This window comes from Nocardia alni (assembly GCF_019038435.1).
Classification (GTDB): domain Bacteria; phylum Actinomycetota; class Actinomycetes; order Mycobacteriales; family Mycobacteriaceae; genus Nocardia; species Nocardia alni.
Window position 1 is genome coordinate 1 of record NZ_JAGPOX010000164.1, and the last position, 20,995, is coordinate 20,995.

The 20,995-nt window shown below is 67.9% G+C and carries 23 protein-coding genes; 10 read left to right on the forward strand and 13 right to left on the reverse strand.

The genetic code is table 11. The features are described 5' to 3' along the window. Both JZ791_RS38045 and JZ791_RS38050 read left to right on the forward strand, forming a co-directional pair. Positions 1-455 (forward strand): dihydropteroate synthase (locus tag JZ791_RS38045; protein ID WP_216901849.1); only part of this gene is annotated, 455 nt, incomplete at its 5' end. Then, on the forward strand, positions 452-1,402 hold the full coding sequence (locus JZ791_RS38050) for a glucosyl-3-phosphoglycerate synthase (RefSeq protein ID WP_216901851.1): 951 nt from the start codon (positions 452-454) through the stop codon (positions 1,400-1,402). The genes JZ791_RS38045 and JZ791_RS38050, both read left to right, overlap by 4 nt. Before the next feature lie 66 nt (positions 1,403-1,468). Here the strand turns inward: JZ791_RS38050 and JZ791_RS38055 are convergent, their stop codons facing one another. From JZ791_RS38055 to sigE, 5 genes are all read right to left on the reverse strand, one after another. Beyond that, positions 1,469-2,305, reverse strand: a complete 837-nt coding sequence (locus JZ791_RS38055; protein ID WP_216901853.1) for a hypothetical protein — start codon at positions 2,303-2,305, stop codon at positions 1,469-1,471. A gap of 131 nt (positions 2,306-2,436) precedes the next feature. Further along, entirely contained in the window at positions 2,437-2,865 is a 429-nt protein-coding gene (tatB, locus tag JZ791_RS38060; protein WP_216901855.1) for a Sec-independent protein translocase protein TatB, read from the reverse strand. A gap of 9 nt (positions 2,866-2,874) precedes the next feature. Next, on the reverse strand, positions 2,875-4,470 hold the full coding sequence (locus JZ791_RS38065; protein ID WP_438804600.1) for a S1C family serine protease: 1,596 nt from the start codon (positions 4,468-4,470) through the stop codon (positions 2,875-2,877). 170 nt (positions 4,471-4,640) lie between these two features. Beyond that, complete coding sequence (locus tag JZ791_RS38070) at positions 4,641-5,072, reverse strand: zf-HC2 domain-containing protein (RefSeq protein WP_216901857.1); 432 nt, start codon at positions 5,070-5,072, stop codon at positions 4,641-4,643. Positions 5,073-5,125: 53 nt separating this feature from the next. Further along, positions 5,126-5,872: an RNA polymerase sigma factor SigE gene (sigE, locus tag JZ791_RS38075; protein ID WP_216901859.1), complete on the reverse strand. Its 747-nt coding sequence runs from the start codon at positions 5,870-5,872 to the stop codon at positions 5,126-5,128. A 283-nt stretch (positions 5,873-6,155) separates the two neighbouring features. Here sigE and JZ791_RS38080 point away from each other — a divergent pair, with 283 nt between their 5' ends. From JZ791_RS38080 to JZ791_RS38100, 5 genes are all read left to right on the forward strand, one after another. Then, the gene (locus JZ791_RS38080) at positions 6,156-6,794 is read left to right on the forward strand and encodes an O-methyltransferase (protein ID WP_308163363.1); all 639 of its coding nucleotides are present in this window, start codon (positions 6,156-6,158) and stop codon (positions 6,792-6,794) included. Positions 6,795-6,895: 101 nt separating this feature from the next. Further along, positions 6,896-7,603, forward strand: coding sequence for a TetR/AcrR family transcriptional regulator (locus JZ791_RS38085; protein WP_216901863.1), 708 nt, complete (start codon positions 6,896-6,898; stop codon positions 7,601-7,603). A gap of 43 nt (positions 7,604-7,646) precedes the next feature. After that, a complete protein-coding gene (locus JZ791_RS38090; protein WP_216901871.1) occupies positions 7,647-8,585 on the forward strand; it encodes an ABC transporter ATP-binding protein in 939 nt (312 codons plus the stop codon). After that, complete coding sequence (locus JZ791_RS38095; RefSeq protein WP_216901873.1) at positions 8,585-10,240, forward strand: ABC transporter permease; 1,656 nt, start codon at positions 8,585-8,587, stop codon at positions 10,238-10,240. The genes JZ791_RS38090 and JZ791_RS38095 overlap by 1 nt, the downstream gene beginning before the upstream one ends. A 163-nt stretch (positions 10,241-10,403) precedes the next feature. Beyond that, positions 10,404-10,634 (forward strand): hypothetical protein, encoded by a 231-nt coding sequence (locus JZ791_RS38100; protein WP_216901875.1) that lies wholly within the window; start codon positions 10,404-10,406, stop codon positions 10,632-10,634. Here JZ791_RS38100 and glgC read toward each other — a convergent pair. Further along, entirely contained in the window at positions 10,631-11,851 is a 1,221-nt protein-coding gene (glgC, locus tag JZ791_RS38105; RefSeq protein ID WP_216901877.1) for a glucose-1-phosphate adenylyltransferase, read from the reverse strand. The genes JZ791_RS38100 and glgC overlap by 4 nt on opposite strands. Before the next feature lie 194 nt (positions 11,852-12,045). Here glgC and glgA point away from each other — a divergent pair, with 194 nt between their 5' ends. Then, positions 12,046-13,212 carry a glycogen synthase gene (gene glgA, locus JZ791_RS38110; RefSeq protein ID WP_216901890.1) on the forward strand — a complete coding sequence of 389 codons (1,167 nt, stop codon included), beginning with the start codon at positions 12,046-12,048 and terminating at the stop codon, positions 13,210-13,212. Here the strand turns inward: glgA and JZ791_RS38115 are convergent. The 5 genes from JZ791_RS38115 to JZ791_RS38135 form a co-directional block, all read right to left on the reverse strand. Continuing rightward, the gene (locus JZ791_RS38115; protein ID WP_216901891.1) at positions 13,197-14,012 is read right to left on the reverse strand and encodes a methyltransferase domain-containing protein; all 816 of its coding nucleotides are present in this window, start codon (positions 14,010-14,012) and stop codon (positions 13,197-13,199) included. The two genes, glgA and JZ791_RS38115, sit on opposite strands and share 16 nt — an antisense overlap. 52 nt (positions 14,013-14,064) lie before the next feature. Further along, complete coding sequence (locus JZ791_RS38120; RefSeq protein ID WP_083895957.1) at positions 14,065-14,232, reverse strand: DUF3117 domain-containing protein; 168 nt, start codon at positions 14,230-14,232, stop codon at positions 14,065-14,067. 180 nt (positions 14,233-14,412) lie between these two features. Continuing rightward, entirely contained in the window at positions 14,413-14,979 is a 567-nt protein-coding gene (locus tag JZ791_RS38125; protein WP_216901879.1) for a DNA-3-methyladenine glycosylase I, read from the reverse strand. Further along, the gene (locus JZ791_RS47260) at positions 14,976-15,917 is read right to left on the reverse strand and encodes a DivIVA domain-containing protein (protein WP_438804602.1); all 942 of its coding nucleotides are present in this window, start codon (positions 15,915-15,917) and stop codon (positions 14,976-14,978) included. The genes JZ791_RS38125 and JZ791_RS47260 overlap by 4 nt, the downstream gene beginning before the upstream one ends. 127 nt (positions 15,918-16,044) lie before the next feature. Beyond that, complete coding sequence (locus tag JZ791_RS38135; protein WP_216901892.1) at positions 16,045-16,233, reverse strand: hypothetical protein; 189 nt, start codon at positions 16,231-16,233, stop codon at positions 16,045-16,047. Between the two features lie 304 nt (positions 16,234-16,537). Between JZ791_RS38135 and JZ791_RS38140 the strand changes: the two genes are divergently transcribed. Both JZ791_RS38140 and JZ791_RS38145 read left to right on the forward strand, forming a co-directional pair. After that, complete coding sequence (locus tag JZ791_RS38140) at positions 16,538-17,830, forward strand: NsdA family TPR-like regulatory protein (RefSeq protein ID WP_216901881.1); 1,293 nt, start codon at positions 16,538-16,540, stop codon at positions 17,828-17,830. A 5-nt stretch (positions 17,831-17,835) separates the two neighbouring features. After that, entirely contained in the window at positions 17,836-18,753 is a 918-nt protein-coding gene (locus JZ791_RS38145) for a phosphotransferase enzyme family protein (protein ID WP_216901883.1), read from the forward strand. A gap of 14 nt (positions 18,754-18,767) precedes the next feature. Here the strand turns inward: JZ791_RS38145 and JZ791_RS38150 are convergent, their stop codons facing one another. Continuing rightward, positions 18,768-19,904, reverse strand: coding sequence for an Mrp/NBP35 family ATP-binding protein (locus JZ791_RS38150; protein ID WP_216901885.1), 1,137 nt, complete (start codon positions 19,902-19,904; stop codon positions 18,768-18,770). A 42-nt stretch (positions 19,905-19,946) separates the two neighbouring features. Beyond that, on the reverse strand, positions 19,947-20,792 hold the full coding sequence (locus tag JZ791_RS38155; RefSeq protein WP_216901887.1) for a lytic transglycosylase domain-containing protein: 846 nt from the start codon (positions 20,790-20,792) through the stop codon (positions 19,947-19,949). Positions 20,793-20,995 lie beyond the last annotated feature (203 nt).

Below are 20,995 nucleotides of genomic sequence, written 5' to 3' on the forward strand. Positions count from 1 at the left end.
TCTGTAGCCATACCGGTGGCGCGCAGCCGCGCACCCGGCCGCATCGGGTGCGCTATGCCGACATCGTGGCGCAGGTCACCGAGACGGTCGTGCATGCGGCGGACAATGCCGCGGCGGCCGGCGTGGCAAAGGATTCGATACTCATCGATCCGACCCACGATTTCGGCAAAAACACCTATCACGGGCTCGAACTGTTGCGGGCAGTGGACGTTCTTGTAAATACCGGATGGCCGGTCTTGATGGCGCTGAGTAATAAGGATTTCATCGGAGAGACTCTTGGTGTCGGCCTATCAGAACGTTTGGAGGGCACATTGGCAGCAACCGCATGGGCGGCCGCGGCCGGCGCCCGAGTCTTCCGAGTCCACGAGGTCGCCGCGACCCGCCGTGTGGTGGATATGATCGCGGCGATTCAGGGCATTCGCCCCCCCGCACGAACTCTGCGAGGTCTGGTATGACAACCAACCCTGAACCCATCATCGACACTCACACCTGGTCGACCAGGAATACCTGGGACAGCCCCCACTGGACGGTCGAGGAGCTCGTCGCCGCCAAGGCCGGGCGCACGATCTCGGTGGTCCTGCCCGCGCTGAACGAAGAGCAGACCGTCGCCGAGGTGGTGGCCAGCATCGTGCCCCTGGTCGGCACGCTGGTCGACGAACTGGTGGTGGTCGACTCCGGTTCCACCGACGCCACCGCCGAACGCGCCCGCGCGGCCGGGGCCCGGGTGGTCACCCGCGAGCAGGCGGTGCCGGAACTCGAGCCGGCGCCCGGCAAGGGCGAGGTGCTGTGGCGCTCCCTGGCCGCGACGTCCGGTGATCTGATCGCCTTCGTCGACTCGGACCTGATCGACCCCGATCCGTCCTTCGTACCCCGGCTGCTGGGCCCGCTGCTCACCGTCAGGGACATGCACCTGGTCAAGGCGTACTACCGCCGCCCGCTGCGCCAGGGACAGAGCGTGGACCACAACGGCGGCGGCCGCGTCACCGAACTGGTGGCCCGCCCCCTGCTGGCCGCGCTGCGCCCGGACCTGTCCCGGGTCCTGCAGCCCCTGGGCGGCGAATACGCCGGAACCCGCGAACTGCTGACCTCGGTCCCGTTCGCCCCCGGGTACGGCGTCGAGATCGGCCTGCTGGTCGACACCTACGACATGCTCGGCATGTCCGCCATCGGCCAGGTCAATCTGGGCGTGCGCACGCACCGCAACCGCCCGCTGGCCGAGTTGGGGGTCATGAGCCGCCAGATCGTGGGAACTTTGCTGGGCCGCTGTGGAATTCGCGACTCCGGCTCGGCCCTGACCCAATTCCCGTTGGTCGGAGACGAATTCACCGCGCTGGTCACCGAGGTCGCCCTCGAAGACCGTCCTCCGATGAACACCTTGCGCCCGTCCAGCGTCGCGGCCTGAGCCCGCCCGGCAACCGAACGTCACGTCGCCCGAATCGATTGGACGACGTGACGTTCGGCTGCGGGTCTACCGCTCGTGGCGGTAGATCGGCGTGAGGAGGTCCGCCTCCAGGGGTTCGCCGGTGTTCCGGTCGTAGCGCACGCCCACCACCGCCGAGAAGGGGTGGGTGCTCGCCCGTTCGTGCAGGGTGGCCAGGCGGGTCGCCAGCAGGCGGATAGCGCCGAGAGAACCGGGCGGGTGCAGGCCGTCGATCAGCAGGACCGTGCCGTGGTTGTCCGGGCGGTGCAGGCGGGCCAGATAGGCGATGTCGTAGGGTTCCGTGCCGCCCGGACGGTACACCCGCCGCGCGGCGCGGTCCTCGATACCGCGGCGCACCCGGCCGGCCCGGGCGACGGTGCGCCGCAGGCGCGGATCGGCCGCGGCCAGATAGCGCAGGCTCGGCGACAGCTCCGGACCGCCCAGTACGATCAGTCCGTCGCGGTCCAGGTCGAGCGCACGGCCAGGGAGGAACCGTTCGATGTTCGCCGAAAAGCCCAACTCCCGCAACAACTCCTGTAGCCGGTGCGGTGCTGCGGCATCGGGCGCACCGACCAGCGGTGCGGCGCGGGTGGTGCTGCGCACGTCCGGGGTGAGGATGGTCAGCGGGCCGTGTCCGAAGAACAACCCCTCGGGCACCGGCCCCTGCGTGCTGACCTGATGGATGCGGGCGCGGGAAAGTCCCGCCGCCGCACCGATTCTCGCGAAGGTCCAGCCCTCGGCGTGCAGATCACGAATTACCGCACGCCGGATTCGCGTGAGTTCGTTTATGGTCTGCTGCGCCTGGGCAACCCCATCGGTGGCAGCCTTTAGTCGCTCGACCTTGTCGTCGATCGCGAATACACGAGCCACTTCATCGGCCGACATGAGCGCAGTCTAGATAGCTCGACAGCGGTATGTGTCTAGATGGCTTGACCAAATAATTCCGGCTGAGACCACCGCGAGCCTGTCTACCTCCCGAAACGCGATATTAGCCCGGTTTCCGGGACTTGAAATTGTTACGTGGCGTCGAAGTCGATCGGGGGTTTTTCGTTGTGTGCCAGTGGTTTCGGCGGATCGGGCAATTCTGGTACGGGTGGCGGTGTTCCCGCGCCGGGCGACATACTGGTCGGTTTGGAAAAGTTCCCGGAGAACAACGAATCATCGCCACCGAGCAGATGTTTGGTTACCATGCCCCGCGGCGTCATTCCGCGCAGTTCGTCCAGCGGTTTGCGCAACTCGTTCAACTCTTCGAGTGGTTTGCGCAACTCGTCCAGTTCGGGGCCGAGTTCGCTGCGGAGCTGGCTCGTGGCGCCACTGGCGTATTCGCGTACCTGACGCAGGCTCTGCGCGGTCCAGCGGATCGCGCCGGGCAACCGCTCCGGACCGAGGATCACCAAGGCGGCGACCACCAGGATCACCATCTCGGGCCAGCCGATGTTGAACATGAGTCCAGGCTACTGGGGTTGCTGGGGTGCGTTCCGATCGGATTCCAACGTCACCGGAATGGTCACTCGACGACCGTCCCGTACGACCTGGAAATCGACCGTCTGACCGATCTGCGCGGACATCACCGCGACGGTGAGCTCCGCGGAACTGGTGACCTCCCGATCGCCGACCTTCACCACGATATCGTTCTCGGCCAGGCCCGCCCGCGCCGCCGGGCTGCCCGGCACCACGTCGGCGATCTGCGCGCCGGTGATGGAGTCGTTCTCGACCGACTTGTCCTTGGCGCTCACGCCCAGCCACGGGTGCTCGATCACGCCGTTGTGGATGATCGTCTGCGTCACGCGCTGCACCAGGTCGACCGGGATGGCGAAGCCCAGGCCGACCGAGCCGCCGCTCTCACTGCGAATCGCGGTATTGATGCCGATCAGCCGGCCCTGGCTGTCGACCAACGCGCCGCCGGAGTTGCCGTGGTTGATCGCGGCGTCGGTCTGCACGGCGGCGAAGGCTCCGGCGGTGTCGTCACCGGCCTCCGGGGTCTCCACCATCGCGCGGTTCAGGGCGCTGACGATGCCCGCGGTGACGGTGCTCTGCAGGCCGAGCGGCGAGCCGATGGCGATGGTGTTGTCGCCCACCTGCACGTCGGAGGACTTGCCGAGGCGGGCCACGGTGAGGTTCTTGATGTTGTCGACCTTGAGCACCGCCAGGTCGGTCTTGGGGTCGCGGCCCACCAGCGCGGCGGGCACCCGGGAGCCGTCGGAGAAGGTCACCTGGATCTTGCCGCGGCCGGACTTGTCCATCGCGACCATCGAGATCACGTGGTTGTTGGTCACGATGTAGCCGCCGCCGTCGATGACCACTCCCGAGCCCAACGCGCCGTTGTCGCCGACGGTTTCGCGGATCTGCACCACCGCGGGCATCACGGTGTCGACGAGCTTGGCCAGCGAGCTGTTCGGCTTACCACCCGAGGCGCTGTCCTGGGACAGCGTGACCTTCTTGGAGGTCAGCACGTCGGTGGCCTCGGCGGTCAGGCGGCCGACCAGACCGCCGGCCAACCCGATGACCAACGCGATCGCGGCCAGGATGGCCAGGGCGGCGGGGGCGACGCGGCGGCCGAAGAGCACCTCGCGCGCGCCGAGCTTGGCCGCGGTGATCAGCGGGGGGGCCTGCTGGATCGGGATCGCGGGAGCGCCGAGGCGAGCGGCGGCGGCGGGATCGCGCCACGGATCGGCGGGCTCGGCCGCCTCCGGTGTCCCGTCGGGCGCGTCGGGGTCGCGCTGGAGCACTTCGTCGGAGCCCGCCGGGCGACCGAACGCCTCGGCCAGTACCCCGCCGGGCGGCTGGTTCACGAGCTCGAACTCGGGCTTCGACTCCGGTTGCGCGCCGGGGGTGTACGGGGCGAACGACCCGGCCTGGCCCTCGGGGCGACCGAACACACGCGCGGTGGGTGAGTCGACCTGCGGTCTGTAGACCGGCCGCGGTCCGAGTATCGGCGCGTCCGCCGGCCTCAGATTCCCCCGATCGACCGCCGAATCCGAGGCGGGAGACTGGTCGGCCGAGTCACCCGTGTGGGACTGGGATCCGGTCATCTTGGATTCGGTCGTCACGACAGTGCCTCACTAGCGCTCGGCCCTGCCGCGCCGACGCGGTGCTGTGTCAATGGTTCACTCCGCTGCGCTCCGTTCACCGATGCCCCTCGCTAGCGCTCGGCGCAGCCGTGTCCACGCGGTGTTGTGCTATCGGTTCACTCCGCTGCGCTCCGTTCACGTAATGAACTCTACTTGCGCCACCAACCGGTCCATCGCCTGCTGTCGGAACTCAATTCACGATCGGGCGATGCGGCGAAGCCGAACAATTCCCCCCGCAGGCCCAGGAAACTCGCGCCACCGCTCATCTCGTCCATTCGATGCGCGGTGGGATCGGCGAGCGGAATCCGGCTCAGCGTGTCGTGCAGGCCGTTGGGCACGGAAATCTGGGCGGATTGGCGCAGTGCGATGCGGGCCTGCTGCTGGGCCTCGACCTCGGCCGCGCATTCGGGACAGCGAGCGAGGTGCTCGGCGGCGCGCAGATAGGGATTCATGCGCAGCTCACCGTCGACATAGGCCGCGATGGCCTCGCTGGCCAGGTGCTCGGTCGGCGCGAAACGGCGGCGAGGCGTATCCGCCGCGGTACCCGATTCGCGGTTCGACGCGCGCTCCTGGTCACTCATTCGGTGCACACCCTTCCGAGCTGATAACGGCTGCGTCGAGAAAACTGGCGAAGTTACCCGACCTTCTCGTCAGCGGCGAACCGCTGCTGAGTTCCATTATGCGCAAGGTACTCCCGCAGCGCTTGACGCCCACGATGGATGCGACTGCGCACGGTGCCCAGTTTCACCCCGAGTGTGGCGCCGATCTCCTCGTAGGACAGGCCCTCGATATCGCACAGGACCACCGCGGCGCGGAACTCCGGAGCCAGTGCGTCCAGTGCTTTCTGCAGATCCGGATCGAGGTTGGCGTCGTGATACGCCTGCTCGGGGTCCGGGCCCTCGGAGGGCACGCGGTCGTAGTCCTCGGGGAGGGCCTCCATGCGGATGCGGTTGCGGCGGCGCACCATGTCCAGGAACAGGTTCGTGGTGATGCGATGCAGCCAGCCCTCGAAGGTGCCGGGCTGGTAGCTCTGCAGGGAGCGGAAGACGCGGATGAACGTCTCCTGGGTGAGATCCTCGGCGTCCTGCGGGTCGCCGGTGAGGCGGTAGGCCAAGCGGTACACGCGGTCGGCGTGTTCCCGGACCAGCTCATCCCAGCTGGGCATCTTGGCGCGGTCGCCGGTGGCGTCGAAGGCCGCGGTGCCGGACAGCAGCTCGTCGGTGAGTTCGGCCAACTCCGGCGCGCCGGCGCCGGCCTCGGCCAGCAGGGCTTCGGGAGACGCTGCGTCGGGTGACACGGGGTCGATCGGCAGCACTGCTTCGGGCAGTACAGCCGAGACACCGTCGATCGGCAGGCTCGACTCGGGCAAGGTGGCGTACATGCGCGCCGCATCGACCTTGTGGATGGCGTTACCTCCTACTCGGGACCGGGGCCGGCGCTTGGACGACAGCAACTGTCATACGTATCGGTTACAACCGCGATTGCGTATCAGGTTGTTCCCGGCGCCGTCCGGCGGTCGGGCCGGCCTTTGCGTTGCCCCTACTTAACGTGACCCCGATGTGGCACCTATATGGACAGCCTGAATGACACCTGAGAAAAATGGGCCGGACTGTCACGGCAGGCTTTCGCGCCCCGGCCCCATTAGCCTCATATCCGTGAGTCTGATACCCACAGCATCGGCCCTGCAGCGCAACCTCGCCTATGTCGAGGATTCCGTGGTCGAGGACGAGGTGCTGGTCGCCGCGCGCGAGCGGGCCACCGAACTGGGCGCCGCGCCGGTCCCGCCGTCGGTGGGCGCGTTGCTGAGCATGTACGCACAGTTGCTGGGCGCGCGGGCGGTGGTCGAGGTGGGTACCGGCGCGGGTATCAGCGGGTTGTGGCTGCTGGACGGTATGCGCGAGGACGGCACGCTCACCACCATCGACTCCGAACCCGAACATCAGCGCGCCGCGCGCGACGCGTTCCGCACCGCCGGGATCACTCCGGCCCGCACCCGCCTGATCAACGGCCGCGCCCTGGACGTGCTGCCGCGCCTGGCCGACGGCGTCTACGACCTGGTGTTCGTCGATGCCGCCCCGCTCGAGCATCCGCAGTACGTGGAGCAAGGCGTGCGGCTGCTGCGTGAGGGCGGCGCGATCGTGTTCCACAACGCGCTGCTGGGCGGGCGGGTGCCGGATCCGGCCCAGCGCGACCCTGGCGCGCAGGCGGTGCGTGCGGCGACGCGGGCCATCGCCGAGGATCCGCGGCTGACCAGCGTGCTGATCCCGGTCGGCGACGGGCTGCTCTGCGCGTCGCGCGGGTAGTTACCGTCGCTAAGCGTTCCGACCTGCTGCGATAAAGAAATCGAAGAGATTCCCGGCGAGTATTGCCTCACGATTGAACGAGTGTTTAATATACTGAACATGTGTTTAACGGAGCAGCCATACCGGAAGGATCCGCCGAGGATCTGAACACGCGCGCCCGCATCCGGGACGCCGCCACGACCCTGTTCGGCGAACAGGGTTTCGGAGTCGGGGTGCGTGCCATCGCCGCGGCCGCCGGGGTCTCGCCCGGGCTGGTCAACCACCACTTCGGGTCGAAGGACGGGCTGCGGCAGGCGTGTGACGATCATGTGCGGGAGTTCATCCGCACGCAGAAGATGAAGTACATGGAGAATCCCTCCCCGAAGGGATTGCTCCAAGCGTTGGCCGAGGTCGAGGAGTTCACGCCGTATCTGGCCTACCTGCTGCGCAGTCTGCAGTCCGGCGGGCCGCTGATGGCCGAGTTGTTCGAGCACATGGTCGCCGATATGGAGACCTACCTGACGGTGGGCATCGAGAACGGGTCGCTGCGGGCGCCGAGTGATCTCGAGGCGAGCGCGCGAGTGATGGGACTGCAGAACGGCGGCGGGTTCGTGTTGTTCATGCAGCTCTACACCGCCAAGCATCCGGGCACTCCGGACTTCCGGAAGATGCTGCGCGAGTACACCGATCTGGTGATGCTGCCCATGGTCGAGCTCTACACGAACGGTCTGATGACCGACTCGATGGCGCTGGACACTCTGCTGGCGCACCGCGATGCCACAGCGACTCGGGACATTCCACCTACACATACATCCGGCACGGGCGGTTGACTCACCGCTCCGTGCCACAGAAACCGGAGATGCGAGGACTTTCATGTCATCGGCAATTGTTGTCCGCGAGCTGCACAAGCATTTCGGACAGGTACGCGCCCTCGACGGCCTGGATCTGGACGTCGCCGAGGGGGAGGTGCACGGCTTCCTCGGCCCCAACGGCGCCGGCAAGTCGACCACCATCCGCATCCTGCTGGGCATCCTGTCCCGCACGTCGGGCAGCGCCGAGGTACTCGGTCGCGACCCGTGGTCGGATGCGGTCGGGCTGCACCGTGACATCGCCTATGTGCCAGGCGATGTCACGCTGTGGCCGTCACTGTCCGGCGGGGAGACCATCGACCTGCTCGCGCGCATGCGCGGCGGCCTGGACACCACCCGCCGCGCGGAGCTGATCAAGCGCTTCGAACTCGACCCGAAGAAGAAGGCCCGCACCTACTCCAAGGGCAACCGGCAGAAGGTCGCGCTGATCTCTGCGTTCTCCTCCGATGCGAAACTCATGCTGCTGGACGAGCCCACTTCGGGCCTGGATCCGTTGATGGAGAATATATTCCGCGATTGCGCGCGGGAGGCGGCCGAGCGTGGGGTGACCGTGCTGCTGTCCAGTCATATCCTGTCCGAGGTCGAGGCGCTGTGTGATCGGGTCACCATCATCCGTGCCGGCAAGACAGTGGAGAGTGGTTCGCTGGCCGAGATGCGGCACCTGAGCCGCACCTCGATCAAGGCCGAATTGACCGGCGACCCAGGCGATTTGAGCCGTATCGCCGGAGTAGAGGATCTGAGCCTCGAAGACAACACGCTGCGTTGCCAGGTGGACAGCGAACATCTCGGCGAGCTGATCCGGGTGCTCGGTGACGCGGGCGTACGCAGCCTGGTCAGCCAGCCCCCGACGCTGGAAGAGCTGTTCCTGCGCCATTATTCGCTCGATACGCCCGAGGAAACCGGCAACGGTTCGGCGCGGAAGCTGGCGGAGGCGAAGAAGTGATGAGTACCGCGACCATTGCCCGCCCGCGCGGCGGGTTCTCCGAATCGACCGGTGGGGCTTCGGAATTCGCCGGTATGTGGCGGCTGCTGCGGTTGTACCTGCGGCGCGACCGGATAATTCTGCCGCTGTGGGTTCTGCTACTGTCCGCGCCGCTGGGCAGCGTGTACATCAAGAGCATCGAGAAGATCTACTCGACCCCGGCCCAGTTGGCCGGCTTCGCGCACACGGTCAACACCAGTCCGGCGCAGCTGGCCATGTACGGGCCCATCTACGCGAACAACCTCGGTGCGGCGGGCGTGTGGAAGGCGGGCGCGTTCGACACCCTGATCGCCGTCGCCACCATCCTCACCGTCATCCGGCACACCCGCGCCGAGGAGGAGACCGGGCGTGAGGAACTGCTCGCCTCCACCCGGGTCGGGCGGCTGGCGAGCCTGACCGCCGCACTCGTGATGACCTGTACCGCAGCGCTTCTGGTTGGCCTGATCGGCGCAGCGAGTATCAAGGCCGCCGGAGTCGACGGCGGTGGTGCGCTGGCGTTCGGCCTGGCCGAGGCCGGATGCGGCATCGTGTTCGCGGCCGTCGCGGCGGTGACCGCGCAGCTGTCCAGCAGCGCCCGCGCGACGCGCGGTATCGCGTTCGCGGTGCTCGCGGCCACGTTCGTGCTGCGTGCCGTGGGCGACGCGCGTGACGTCACCGGGCCGACCAGCCCGCTGGTGTGGCTCTCGCCGCAGGGCTGGGCGGTGCAGGTGCGGCCGTTCGCGGGCAACCACTTCGCTGTCCTGTTGTTGTTCGTGGTGGTCGCGGCGGCGTTGATCGCGGTGGCGTACGCGCTGCTGGGGCGGCGCGATCTGGGGGCCGGACTGCTGGCCGAACGTCCGGGCGCGCCGATGGCGGGGCCCCGGCTGGCCGGACCGGTCGGGCTGGCGTGGCGGTTGCAGCGCGGCACGCTGATCGCCTGGACCTGCGGGCTTGCGCTGTACGGCGCGATCATCGGCAGTGTCGTGCACGGCATCTCGGGCGAACTCGGCAACAGCAAGGCGGTGAACGACGTCATCGCCAGGCTCGGGGGCGCCCAGGGGCTGGAGGACTCCTTCATCGCCATCGCGTTCGACATGGTCGGACTCATGGCCGCGGCGTACTCGATCTCGGCCGCGCTGCGCATGTATTCGGAGGAGTCGGCCGATCGCGCGGAATCCGTGCTGACCGCGGCGGTGGGCCGGATCCGCTGGGCCGCATCGCATCTGCTGTTCGCGATCGGCGGACCGGCGCTGGCGCTGCTGATTTCGGGCCTGCTGGCCGGACTGCTCTACAGCGTGGCCACGAACGATATGGGCCAGACGGGCCGGGTGCTGAGCGCGGCGCTGATTCAGTTGCCCGCGGTGTGGCTGTTCACCGGGGCGGCGATGCTGCTGTTCGGTCTGGTACCGCGCTGGGCGACGGTCGCCTGGGGTGTCTTCGTCGCCGGGGTCGCGCTGTACCTGCTCGGCTCGGTCGCCGGAATGCCCCAGTGGGTACTGGATCTGGATCCCTACAGCCACCTGCCGAAGCTGCCGTCCGAGCCGTTCCGGGCGACGCCGGTGGTGATTCTGCTGGTCATCGACATCGTACTGATCGGTGTGGGCCTGTACGGCCTGCGTCGCCGCGACATGCGTTGAAAGATGCTGGGAGATACCGGGGATTCGCTTTTTCGCCGAGTGAGTCCCCGGGGCTCGCCCGCTTATAGTGCCTGACCTGGCATGAATGCCCGAGATCACTCTTCGTTCGTCGTGAACCGATACGATTGCAGCGGTAAGCGATTCATGTGTGGGGTGATGAACGATGGTGTACGACCGGGCCATTCTGCTGGAGGTCCTGCCACGCGGCTGGATCGTCCTCGCGGCGGTAGCCCTCGGCTTCGCGGTATTCGTGGCCCTGCTGGTGATGCTGCTGGTCACCGGCGGCCTGCACGGCAGACACCACAGCACCACCACTCCCACGACCACGGCCCCCGCCGTCTGCTACCCGTTCTGCACCGCGGGTCCCAACATCCCGCCGCCAGGCTGGAATTAGGACTGGACCCAGATGCCCTTGCCGACGGTGACCACGCCGCCGTTGCTGATGGCGAAGCGGTCGCGGTCGCGGACCAGGTCGACGCCGATCGTCTCGCCCTCGTTGATCATGACGTTCTTGTCCAGGATGGCGCGGCGGACCACCGCGCCCCGGCCGACGCGCACGCCGGGCAGCAGGACGCTGCCCTCGACCGTCGCGCCGTCCTCGATGAAGACGTTGGAGCTCAGCACCGAGTTGCGAACCGTGGCGGCGGACAGGATGCTGCCCGAGCCGACGATGGATTCCTGGGCCAGGCCGCCCCGGGCGAATTTGGCGGGCGGCAGATTCTCCGCGGCGCCGCGGATCGGCCAGTGCCTGTTGTAGAGGTTGAACACCGGGTGGACCGAGACCAGGTCCATATGGGCGGCGTAGAAGGCGTCGATGGTGCCGACGTCGCGCCAGTAGCCGCGGTCGCGGTCGGTGGATCCGGGAACGTCGTTCTCGGCGAAGTCGTAGACGTTCGCCTCGCCCTGAGCGACCAGTGCGGGAATGATATCGCCACCCATATCGTGGTCGGAGTCCGAATCGTCGGCGTCGGCGCGAATCGCGTCCACCAGGGTCTTGGTGGAGAACACGTAATTGCCCATCGACGCGAAGGTCATATTCGGATCGTCCGGCGTGCCCGGGGGATGCACCGGTTTTTCCAGGAACTGCGTGATACGGCCGGACTCGTCGGAATCGATGCAACCGAAGGCGCTCGCCTCACTGCGCGGAACCCGAATTCCGGCCACCGTCACACCCGCACCGGAATCGATGTGGTGGGCCACCATCTGCTCGGGATCCATGCGATACACGTGATCGGCGCCGAATACCACGATGTACTCGGGATCCTCGTCGTAGATCAGGTTCAGTGACTGCATGATCGCGTCCGCGCTGCCGGTGTACCAGCGTGGGCCCAGGCGCTGCTGCGCGGGCACCGGGGTGATGTACTCGCCGCCGAATCCGGACAATCGCCAGGTCTGCGAGATATGACGATCCAGTGAATGTGATTTGTACTGGGTGAGAACGCATATCTGGAGATATCCGGCATTGACGAGATTGGACAGCACGAAGTCGATGAGCCGGTACGCGCCGCCGAACGGGACCGCGGGCTTGGCGCGATCCTTGGTGAGCGGAAACAGGCGTTTGCCCTCGCCGCCGGCGAGCACGATTCCGAGTACGTGCGGCTGGCTCCTCACATCGTCCAAACTACAGTCCCGGACCGGACGGGGTGGTGTGTCCGGAGTGAACGATCGGTTTCGGTCCACCCCCATGGACACCGCAGTGCGGGTGGTCACGACGGAGCGGAACGATTAGGTTGGGTCGGGTGAGTTCCGGCGCCGACGGGCCTGAGCCGACCGTAACCGATGACCGCGACCGCCTCCGGGTCGCGATGATGACCCGTGAATATCCACCCGAGGTGTATGGCGGGGCCGGTGTTCACGTCACGCAGCTGGTAGCGCGACTACGTCAGCTCTGTGATGTGAGTGTGCACTGCATGGGCGTGTCGCGGACGGACGCCGTGGTGCACCAGCCGGATCCGATGCTGTACGCGGCCAATTCGGCGTTGCAGATGATGTCGGCGCAGCTGCGCATGGCCGATTGCGCCGACGGCGTGGACGTGGTCCATTCGCACACCTGGTACACGGGCCTGGCCGGCCATCTGGCCGCCACGCTGTACGGGATTCCCCATGTGCTCACCGCGCATTCGCTCGAGCCGCGCCGGCCGTGGAAGGCCGAGCAGCTCGGCGGCGGTTACCGGCTGTCCTCGTGGTCCGAGCGCAACGCGATGGAGTACGCCGACGCGATCATCGCGGTGAGCGCCGGTATGCGGCTGGATGTGCTCGACGCGTATCCGGCCATCGATCCCGACCGTGTGCACGTGGTGCACAACGGGATCGACGCGCAGGTATGGCGGCCCGGGGGCCCGGTAGCGGGCGCCCGCGACGTGCTCAGCGAACTGGATGTGCGCACCGATCTGCCGATCGTCGCCTTCGTCGGGCGGATCACCCGGCAGAAGGGGGTGGCCCACCTGCTCGCGGCCGCACGCGACTTCGATCCGGACATCCAGCTGGTGCTGTGCGCCGGAGCGCCCGATACACCGCAGCTCGAGGCCGAGGTGTCCGCGGCCGTGGCCGAGCTGGCCCGGCGGCGGGGCGGGGTGTTCTGGGTGCGGGAGATGCTGCCCACCGAGCAGGTGCGTCAGATTCTGGCCGCCGCAACGGTGTTCGTCTGCCCGTCGGTGTACGAGCCGTTGGGCATCGTGAACCTGGAGGCCATGGCCTGCGGCACCGCGGTCGTCGCCTCCGATGTGGGCGGTATCCCGGAGGTGGTGGTCGATTCCACCGGCCGCCTGGTGCACTACGACTCCGCGGTGACCGCCGACTTCGAGCACGACTTGGCCGCCGCGGTCAACACCGTCACCGGCGACGCGCGACTGGCCGCCGAACTCGGCGTGGCCGGGCGAGCCCGCGCCATCGCCGAATTCGACTGGTCTCAGGTCGCCGAGCAGACACTCCGCCTCTACGACAAGCTCCGAGGGGATCAGTCCTTGCGGTAGGTAGAGATCGTGACCGAGGCGGTTATCGGCATCGGGTCCGGTAGGGGGGCGATGCGGGTGGCGCGGGTGTCGGCGGCGTGGTGGGCCGAGGGGCCCATGGCGACGACGTTGGAGATGTCGGCGTGGGTGAGCGACATCGGGTACTCGATCAGGGTGTGGTCGAGTTCGGTGAAATGGCCGGAGAGGGTTTCGGCGAGCCGGTCCTGTTTGGTGGCGTCGACGCTGATCATGGACAGCGGCTCGATCAGTTCCGACAGGTGCCGGGGCGTGGGGGTGACCACGACGAAGCGGCCGCCGGGGGCGAGAATCCGCGCGATCTCCTCGGCGTTGCGGGGGGCGAAGACTGACAGCACCACGTCGAACTGCCCGCTGCGGATGGGCAGGCCGCGCCAGGCATCGGCCAGGATCGAGGCGGCGCGGGGGTGGGCGCGGGCGGCGCGACGGGCTGCGGGCTTGGAAACATCCAGGGCTGTTCCGGTGGCCTCTCCTATGGCGTCCAGGGCGGCGGCGAGGTAGTAACCGGTTCCCGCACCGATCTCGAGGATCGATCGAGGAGGTGACTGTCTTGCTGAGCCGACGGTCGTGGCAACCGCATCGGCGATCGGCGCGAAATGCCGGGCATCCTGAAAGGCGGCTCGTGCGTCGAGCATGGCCGCGGTATCACCGGACATCTTGGTCGCCGCGCCGGTCAGCAGGCTGACATAACCCTGTCGGGCGATATCGAAATTGTGTCGCTGCGCGCAGAACAATGAACGATCGCGGATGGCCAGAATGTCACCGCATTCGGGACAGGCCAGCATGGGCGCGATCGCAGCGAGCTGCAACTCCACCACTTCGGGCGTGTCGAGCTGACTAACTCGTGACTTGGGTGAGCTCTTTACCCAGAGCTGCTGCCTCGTCAGGCGTGAGCTCGACGACCAAACGCCCGCCACCCTCGAGTGGAACCCTCATAACGATTCCACGCCCTTCCTTGGTTGCCTCGAGGGGACCGTCCCCGGTGCGGGGCTTCATGGCCGCCATCCTCTGCTCCCTCCAGATCCGCGCGGTCTTTGCGCACTGTCTTGGAAACCTGTGTTGTCACCAACAGGTAGCCCACCCGCGCGACGGGTGTCGCGCCGGAGGGCTACACCTGGCCCATTCTTCCCTATTGCCGAACTGGGCGGGTACCGGAGTTCCAAAACCGACCAGCCGGGCGTGTGCTCACCCCGTGGTGGAGACCCAGCAATCGGCGATATGGTCGTCGACCATTCCGGTCGCCTGCATCAGCGCATAGGCGGTGGTAGGACCCACGAAGCGGAATCCGCGCCGCTTGAGTTCCTTTGCGAGAGCTGTCGATTCGGGTGTGACGGCGGGCACGTCGGATAATGCCCGCGGGCGCGGGCGTGGCGGCGGGGCGAACGACCAGAGCAGCTGGTCCAGACCGGTGTCCAGGTCGCGGGCAACACGCGCGTTGCCGATGCACGACTCGATCTTGGCACGATTGCGAACGATGCCCGGATCGGACATCAGCCGCTGCACATCGTCGTCGCCGAATCCGGCCACCCGGTCGATCGCGAAGCCGCCGAATGCCGTGCGGAAGGCCGGGCGTTTGCGCAGGATCGTGATCCAGGACAGGCCCGACTGGAACGCCTCGAGGCACATGCGTTCGAACAGCACGTCGTCGCCGTGCAGCGCGCGGCCCCATTCGCCGTCGTGATAATCCCGGTAGAGCTGCGAGGACTCGGACCACCCGCAGCGCACCTTGCCGTCGGATTCGTGGTCGTTCACGACTGGCCCTGCTCGGCCGTGTCCGGCCGCTGTGCCGTCCCCGGGGGCGGTGTGGGTGGCTGGGTGAACGGGGATATGCCCGATGTCGTGGTGACCGGCGGCAGACTCAGGCTGCTGGGGCGCTCGGCGGATTCGGCGCGAGACACCTCCGGGACCGGGGTGTACGTGCCGGTGCCGTCCGGGCTGGGTGGGGCCTCCCAGGGGCCCGTCGCGGTGACACCGGACCAGGGGATCGGTCCGAGCCTGGGCTGCGGTTTGTCGGCGGACGAGGCGGTCGACTGCGGATTCGAGACGGCGGCATCGGGGGATCCCGCATCGCGCTGGGGCGCGGGCGTGCCGTTGCCGCCATGTCGTTCCGTTCGGACGGTCGCTCGCTCGTCGCGCGTCTCGTGCCGGTCGGTTCTGACCGTTCGCGCATTCTCGGGCGTGTCGTGGCGTTCGGTGCGGACGGTTCGCGGGTCCGCGGCCGGGGACGCGGCGACGGGCTGTGCCGGCGCGGCGTGCTGATGCTGTGCCGGCGCGGATGCGGTGAGCGTGCCGGTGGTCCACGGCGACGAGACGTGTGCGTGGACGGGCCCCGCGGTGGTCTGGGGTGGGGTGGGGTGCGTGGGCACGACCCCGGAACCAGTGCGTTCCACGGCGCTCTGCGGCGATTCACCGTGGGCGGAGGCCAGTTTCCTCTCCAGCTCATCGACGCGGGCGGCCAGGCGGGCCAGCGCCCAATCCACCTCGCCGACCTTGTACCCCCGGAATACCTGCTGGAACCGCAGTTCGCGCACATCGTCGCCGCGGATGTCCTCGGCGGGCAGCACGGTCTCGGTCGTGCCCTCCGGCAGCGGGCCCAGTTCCTCTCCACGCCCGAACACCGCGCTCGCGACCAGGAACAGCAGCGCTGCGACCAGTCCGACGATCAGCACGTACAGCAGCATCGTGAGCATGGGTTCGAGAATAAGGGGACCGACCGACACGTGCCGGGCCGGTTCCCCTGCCACCGGCCCGGCACGCCCTCATCCGCCGGCGCCCCCACCGGGATGGTGAGCCGGCGGAGCTGGCGGGTAGGTGAACTCAGTGCTCCCCGGTCCGGCGGAAGCAGTAGGCGGACGCGGCCAGGTACTGGCGGCAGCTGCCGCCGTGCCCGGCGTGCACGGTCAGGATGAACCGCGCGTGGTCGTAGGTGAGATCGCCTGGATCATGCGAACAGTCACGACTGTTCATCAGCCATAGATCCCTGGTATCCGAGGGCGGTGCGTACATGGGTCATACCTCCTGTGGGACGGGCACACCCGGCGCCGGGGAGCGACGGCAGCATGCGCGTGCGGTGCGTGTCGGACGCGCGCGGACGCTGTACGCCGCTCTCCGCCGCGGCGTCTCAGGATCGCCGGCCGCGGCGCGCGATATTTCCGGCTGCGGAGGATTCCCACGCTGGCGCCGGGTGCGAGTTCTACTTTCGTCGTTTCCGTACCGATGCGAAATCGCGCAGCGTTGGCGTTGGTGTTGGCCTACTGTTGGCATCAGGCTGCAACATAGTATTAACAAAAGCTCACAACAGGACTGAACAATGGTGTTGGGTCGGCCGTGGACCGGCTTCGAAGCGGTAGCGCTGCAGGAGGCTACGCGAAAGTCCGTGCGGGAGTTCGCAGCCCATCTCGGCGTCGAGATGACGACGGTCGCCAATTGGCGAGCCGGACTGAGCGCGGTCACCCCGCGGCCCCTGACGCAGGAGTTACTGGACACCCTGCTGGTGCAGGTCGGTCCCGAGGTGCGCGAACGGTTCGAGCAGATCCTCGCCGAGGGTGAGGCCGCGCTGGGCGCGCGCCGTCTGCCGGCCCGCCGCGCCGCCCCGCCGGTGATCGGCGTGCCCGCACTCGGTTTCGACACCACCTTCATGGCCCGGCTGGACGAGGCGCGTGCGCTGATCGACCGCACCGTGGCCGCCTGCACGGTCGGGCCGGCGATGGTCGAGCTGATGGAGGAGCGGGCCGCGGGCCGCATGCTCGCGTACACGCACACTCCGCCCGCGCTGGCGCTGACCACCGTGCTGCCGGACGTCCTGGAGGTGCAGTCGGTGGCAGTGCAGCGCCAGCCCGCCGCCATCCAGTCCCGGCTGTCCGAGGTGACCGCCGCGCTGGGGCTGCTCGTGGCGGACGCGCTGATGAAACTGGGCCAGATCGAGCGCGCCGACTTCTGGTACGGCACAGCGCGAATGGCCGCCGACGACACCGCGAACATGCGGCTGCGGGCGCGGGTGCGCGCCCAGCACGCGATGCTGCCCTACTACTACGGCAGTCCAGAGCAGGCGGTGATACTCGCGCGTGCGGCGCAGGCGCAGCTGCCCGGAATCGCCGACGACGCAACGGCATTGGCCGCGGCCGCGGAGGCCCGCGCACTGGCTCGGCTCGGTGACGCGGCCGGCGCCGACCTCGCCATGGCCCGCGCGGTGCAGCACACCGGCGAACTCGACGGCGACGCCAGCGACGAGGCGTTTCGATTCGGTGAGAAGCGGCTGCTGCTCTACCAATCCGGCATCCTGACCAATCTCGGGCGTACGGGGGAGGCCCGCCAAGTGCAGGAGCGGGCACTGCGGCTGTACCGGATGAGTCCGGGCGTGGTGGTCGATCCCGCCCTGATCGAACTCGACTCCGCGATCGGCTACGCCCTGGACGGTGCGGTGGATCAGGCGTGCGAACTGGCCGCGCAGGTGCTGACCGCGCTGCCACCCGAACATCGCACCACGATCGTGCTGACCCGGGCGGCCGCGGTCGTGGACGCGATTCCCGAGAGCGGCCGTGCACGCCGCGCGGTGGACGAACTGCGGCAGTTGGTGGCCGCAGGACCGGGCGAACAGCGGTGATTGTGATGTCCGAGCCCATGCGACTGATAGCCGCCGAGCAGTTCGGCCGCCAACGCACACAACGGATCCTGATCCGGGCCTGTCGCGCGGCCGGATGGGATCCGGCCGGTGCGCGGCTGCTGCGGCATCACACCAACGCGGTCTATCGGCTGATGCGAGCGCCTGTCGTGGTGAAGATCGATCGGCCGGGCGCCGGGCGATCCCCGGTCGACGTGGTGGCGTTGGTGCGCTGGCTGGATCGCCAGGACGTCCCCGTCGTGCCGCTGGCGCCGGCAGCGCAACCGCTCGAGATCGACGGCTGCACCGTGACGTTCTGGCGGTATCTCCCGCAGCGTCGCGAGATCGTCGCGGCGGACCTGGCCGAACCACTATCGCTGTTACACGCCCTGCGCACCCGCCCGGCACAGTGGCTGCCGAACCATCACATCGACGAGACATTCACGCGCATAGCGCAATCCATCGACGCCAGCACGATCCTGTCCCCATCCGACCGGATGCTGCTGCGCGCCGAGCGAGCCCGTCTGGCCCAACGCGCCGCCGACATCGCCTTCGTCCTGCCCCCCGGCCTGGTACACGGCGACGCCCACCACCGAAATATGCTGTGGGACAACGCAACGACCCAGGCCGTCCTCGCCGACTGGGAGAGCGTAACCCTGGGCCACCCCGAATGGGACCTGGTCACCATCGAGGTACACTGCCGCCGCTTCGCCCACCCCACCGCGGAATACGAGAAGTTCTGCCGCGCCTACGGTTTCGACATCCGCGACTGGTCCGGCTACCCCTGGCTCCGCGACCTGCGCGAACTCCGCATGATCACCACCAACGCCTACAAAACCTCCCCCGGCACCCCCGGCGCCCGAGAGGTCCTGCACCGCATAGCCGCCCTACGCACCCGAACCCCGATCCGCTGGAACATCCTCTAGACGCGGAGGTGGCGTCAGAGATGTTTCGTGGTGTCGATGCTCAGGGACATGCCTGCCAGGCCGCGTCGGCGTACGGCGAGTTTCTCCGCGATCTCCGTCAGGGCCTGAGCCGATGGGTTGTCGGGGTGGCTCAGGACGATGGGGGTGCCCTCGTCGCCGGACTCGCGTAGGTCCTGGGTGATCGGGATCTGGCCCAGAAGAGGCACATTCGCGCCGACGGCCTTGGTGAGACGGTCGGCGACGGCCTGGCCGCCGCCGGAGCCGTACAGGTCCATGCGGGTGCCGTCGGGCAGGTCCAGCCAGGACATGTTCTCCACCACGCCGGCGATGCGCTGGCGGGTCTGCAGGGCGATCGCCCCGGCGCGCTCGGCCACCTCGGCGGCGGCCGGCTGCGGGGTGGTGACCACCAGGATCTCGGCGTTGGGGATGAGCTGGGCGATGGAGATCGCGACGTCGCCGGTGCCGGGAGGCAGGTCCAGCAGCAGGATGTCCAGATCGCCCCAGAACACGTCGGCCAGGAACTGTTGCAGCGCGCGGTGCAGCATCGGGCCGCGCCACACCACGGGGGTGTTGCCCTGGGTGAACATCGCGATCGAGATGACCTTCACCTCGTGCGCGATCGGCGGCATGATCATCCGCTCGACCTGGGTTGGCCGCTGGTCGGTACCCAGCATGCGGGGCACCGAATGACCGTAGATGTCGGCGTCCAGCACGCCCACCGACAATCCGCGCGCGGCCATCGCCGCCGCGAGATTCACCGTGACGCTGGACTTTCCGACGCCGCCCTTACCGGAGGCGACGGCGTACACCCGGGTCAGCGAGCCGGGCTGGGCGAAGGGGATCACCGGCTCGGCCGCATCACCCCGCAGTTTCTTGCGCAGATCGGTCCGCTGCTCGTCGTTCATCACGTCGAGGTCCACACGGACCGCGCCCGCGCCCGGCACGTCGGCTACCGCGCGCTGCACGCGCTCGCTGATCTCGGTACGCAGCGGGCAGGCCGCGGTCGTGAGGTAGATCTCGACGTGCACACCGCCGTCGTCGCCGACCGCGACGCTCTTCACCATGCCCAACTCGGTGATCGGCCTGCGAATCTCCGGGTCGATCACCTTCGCGAGGGCGCCCCGCACATCCGATTCCGTAACCACTGGCATGGGGCCGAGTCTAGCCAGGCTCGCTTTTCCTGATTTCCGGGCTCAGATTTTCGGCAGGTCCGAGGCGTCCGGCGTCGTCGCGCCGTTGCGGTAGGCGCTCTCCCAGGCCATGACGTTCGCGACGTAGGCCATCGAGTTGTTGTACCGCATGATGGCCCGTGACTGCTGGGCCGGATCGCTCATATCGAGCCCGCCGAAGCACAGATACTTGCCCGCGGTGAGCGAGGCGTCGTAGATGTTCTGCGGATCGGAGACGCCGGTGCCCCGGGCATCGCCGGCGAACTTGCGATAGGTGTCGGGCAGGAACTGCATCGGGCCGACCGCGCGGGCGTAGCTGGCCATACCGTCCAGCGAGCCGCCGTCTGTCTCCGGGACGACGTTGTTGCCGCCGAGGCTGCCGTCGAGCTCCGGGCCGTAGATCGGGTCCAGCGGGTTACCGTCGGCGTCGATCTTGCCGTAGGCCTGATGCGATTCGATCTGACCGATGCCGGCCAGCAGAGACCACGGCATATGGCACTGCGGATCCTCCTGCGCGAGGATGTCCTGAGCGTTCTGATAGGCCTTGTACGCCACGCCCGGCATGCCCAGCGGCCCGGCCGGGAGATCGGCGCGAGCCCGATTCTCGGGTAGCGCAACCGATTCCACGACCGGCGGTCCGGGATGCTTTGCCATGTGCATCATTTCGTCGGCGACCGGGGCGGTCTGGGCGACGGTTTGCGCCTGCTGCTGTGGCGCGTGATGCGCCATCATGGCCGCGAACTCTCCGGTGTTGAGCTCGGAGGCCGAGGCGGTGCTTACGGCGACGACCCCCGCGGGAACGAGACCGGCCAAGGCAACTACTGAGCCGCGACGAACGATAGGTTCCGGCGGCTTACGGTGACGTCCCACGGTGTGGCTGCCCTCCAATGCTCGCTATGAGCTTTAGCGTGACACTTCGAGGCAAGGTTACCGCATCCGAGACCTTTTCGTTACTCCTCCGTGACCCTCTTTTCTGTTTTCTCCTAGCGCTGCGGGGCACCCGCTGGTCCCGGAGGTAACGGGATCGTGATGTTGAACGGAAGCTGGATGGCGGGGGGTGGCGGCGGTGCGGC